This window comes from Paraburkholderia sp. SG-MS1, from assembly GCF_012275575.1.
Classification (GTDB): domain Bacteria; phylum Pseudomonadota; class Gammaproteobacteria; order Burkholderiales; family Burkholderiaceae; genus Paraburkholderia.
The window spans coordinates 1-2,620 of record NZ_NPIH01000110.1; the positions used below are offsets into that span (position 1 = coordinate 1).

Genomic DNA, 2,620 nt, shown 5'->3' on the forward strand with positions numbered 1-2,620 from the left:
CTTCGGTACCGTTGGCGTCGCGCCATTGCGCGGCTTCTTGCTCAAGTTCCGGCGCAAGCGTGCCCGAACGGCTCGCAAGCGTCAGATGCCGTGCGCCGCGCAGCATCATCCAGCGCGCCGTGGCGAAGCCGAGTCCACCCGTGCCGCCCACGATCAGATACGCCGCCGACGGATCGAGTCGCAGCGTGTCCGCGGCACCGCCTGGGCGCGTCGGACTCGGCGTGCCGTCCGGGTACGTCACGAGGATCTTGCCGATCTGCCGCGCCTGCTGCATGTGCCGGAACGCCTCTTCGACCCGTTCGGCCGGAAACGCGCGATACGGCAGCGGATGCAGCACACCGTCCGCGAAAAGCTGCATCACCTGTTCGAACAGACGCGCGGTCAGGTCCGGCAGCGCGCTCATCAACTGGTCCGCATCGATGCCGAAATAGCTGATGTTGTTGCGGAACGGCCGCAGGCCGATGCGGCTGTTTTCATAGAAGTCGCGCTTGCCGAGCTCGAGAAAACGGCCGAACGGACGCAGTGTGTCGATACTGCGCACCATCGCTTCACCGGCCAGCGAATTCAGCACGATGTCGACGCCGGCACCCTGGGTACGCTCGCGAATTTCATCGGCGAAGGCGAGGCTGCGCGAATCGAACACGTGGTCCGCGCCGAGCAGGCGCACGAATTCGCGCTTCTCGCGGCTGCCCGCCGTCGCGAAGACTTCCGCGCCGAGGTGCCGTGCGAGCTGGATCGCCGCGAGCCCCACGCCGCCCGCCGCGCCATGCACCAGAACGCGCTCGCCGCGGCGCAGACGCGCCAGCTCGCAGAGCGCGTAATACGCGGTGAAGAACGTGGTCGGCACCGTGGCCGCTTCTTCGAAAGTGAGACGCTCGGGCTTGTGCGCAATGGCCTCCGCCTTCGTGCGCACATGCGTTGCGAACGACGCGGGCGCGAAACCAAGCACCGCATCGCCCGCCGCAAACCGCTGCACGTCGCGTCCGACGCGCACAATGCGCCCGGACAGCTCCATGCCGATCGTCGCACCTGCAAAGCCGTTTTCAACGGCTTCGTCGGAGAGCAGCCCCATCGCGTACATCACGTCGCGGAAATTCAATCCTGTGGCGACCGGCTCGATTTCGACTTCGTCCGCCGCGAGTTCACGTTGCGGCAGCGCGAACCATTCGAGGTTGCGCAGCGAACCCGGCGACGCGAAACCAAGCGCCGCGGCCTCGTTCTGCGCGCGCACCGGCGCGGCCGCCGCGCCGCGCAGAGCCGCGCTCGCCGCGGACAACAGGCGCGGCACGTAGCGGCCTTGCGGCGTCAACAGTACTTCTTCTTCGCCATCGGACGCGAGCAGTTCACGCGCCAGCAGCGTGGCCGCTTCGTGCCCCTTCACCGATAGGTCGATCAGGCGGCACAACAGTTCCGGATGTTCGTTGGCCAGCACACGGCCGAGGCCCCACATCGCGGCCTGCTCGGGATGCAGCGACGCGGCGTCCGCGAACGGTGTCGCGATCGGCGCGCCGCCGTGCGTGACGATCCACAATTGCGGCTGCGTCACGCCGGCCATCGTTGTGAGATCGCGCACGAGTTGCGCGAGCGCGAGTGTCGTCTGCTGCTGCGCGTGCATGACTTCGGCGCCGTCCGCGTCGGCGGACAGGTATTGCTCCGGCGCGATAAAGACCACGTGATGAGCACGCCCGGCCGGCGCGGCCAGTTTGCTCATGTCGTGACGTAATGCCTGCACCGTGCTGCTCAATGTCGTGTGGCCGGCGGCCTGCAAGATGACGGCAAGCTTCTCGTCGGGCACGGTCTGCGCTGCATGAAGCAACGACCAATGCGCGACAGGTGTCCGCGCTTCGGCTACTGCATCGGCCGCTTCCGCCGCACCGCTCGCGAACGGCTCGCGTGCGACCATCAAGGTCGGCACACCTTCGAGATCGAGGCCCTGTTCCACGTGCCGCGTGATCTGTTCGAAGCCGGCCGCTTCGAGATGTTGCGTCAGCGTGTGCGGCGACAGCCATGCCGCGCGTCGCGCGTTGGCATATGCCGCGTCCGCATCGAGATCGAACACGATGTCGGCGAAGCGGCTATTGCGCGGCTCCGCGATCACCAACAGCGCGCCAGGCGCGAGCCAGCTGCGCAACGCGGCGAGCAACGCACGCGGCTCGCTTTGCGCGGCCAGCACGTGGCTCGCGACGACGACGTCGTAGCGCTCGCCCGCCTCGATACCGGACAGGCGCGGCGCATCGCCGAATTCGACGGTGGCGATATGGATCGACGGGTGCTCGCTCGCGTCGAACCCGCTCAACTGCTCACGCGTGCCCGCGATCGTGTAATCGCAGCGCGATACCGGCACGTGGATCGCGAGCGGTTGCAGTACGTCGCTCAGCGGCGAATCCAGTTCGAGCACACGCAGACGGCGCGGTTCGCTCCATCCTTCGATCGCGCGATGCAGACACGCGCTGGTCAACGCGTTCGCGTGTGCCCACGTCGGCGCCGCTTCGAAGAAATGCTCGACCAGGCTGCTGCGTGACGGCGGCAGAATCTGCGCGCCGCTCACTTCGCCGCGCAATACGGCGGGCAACGCCGCGCCGCAATGCGCGAGCAGCGTCAGTTCGGCGACGTGCGCGGG

At 67.5% G+C, this 2,620-nt stretch carries 1 protein-coding gene; it reads right to left on the reverse strand.

The features are described from left to right. On the reverse strand, positions 1-2,620 hold a 2,620-nt coding region (locus tag CIC12_RS08235), incomplete at both ends, for a zinc-binding dehydrogenase (RefSeq protein ID WP_168663653.1).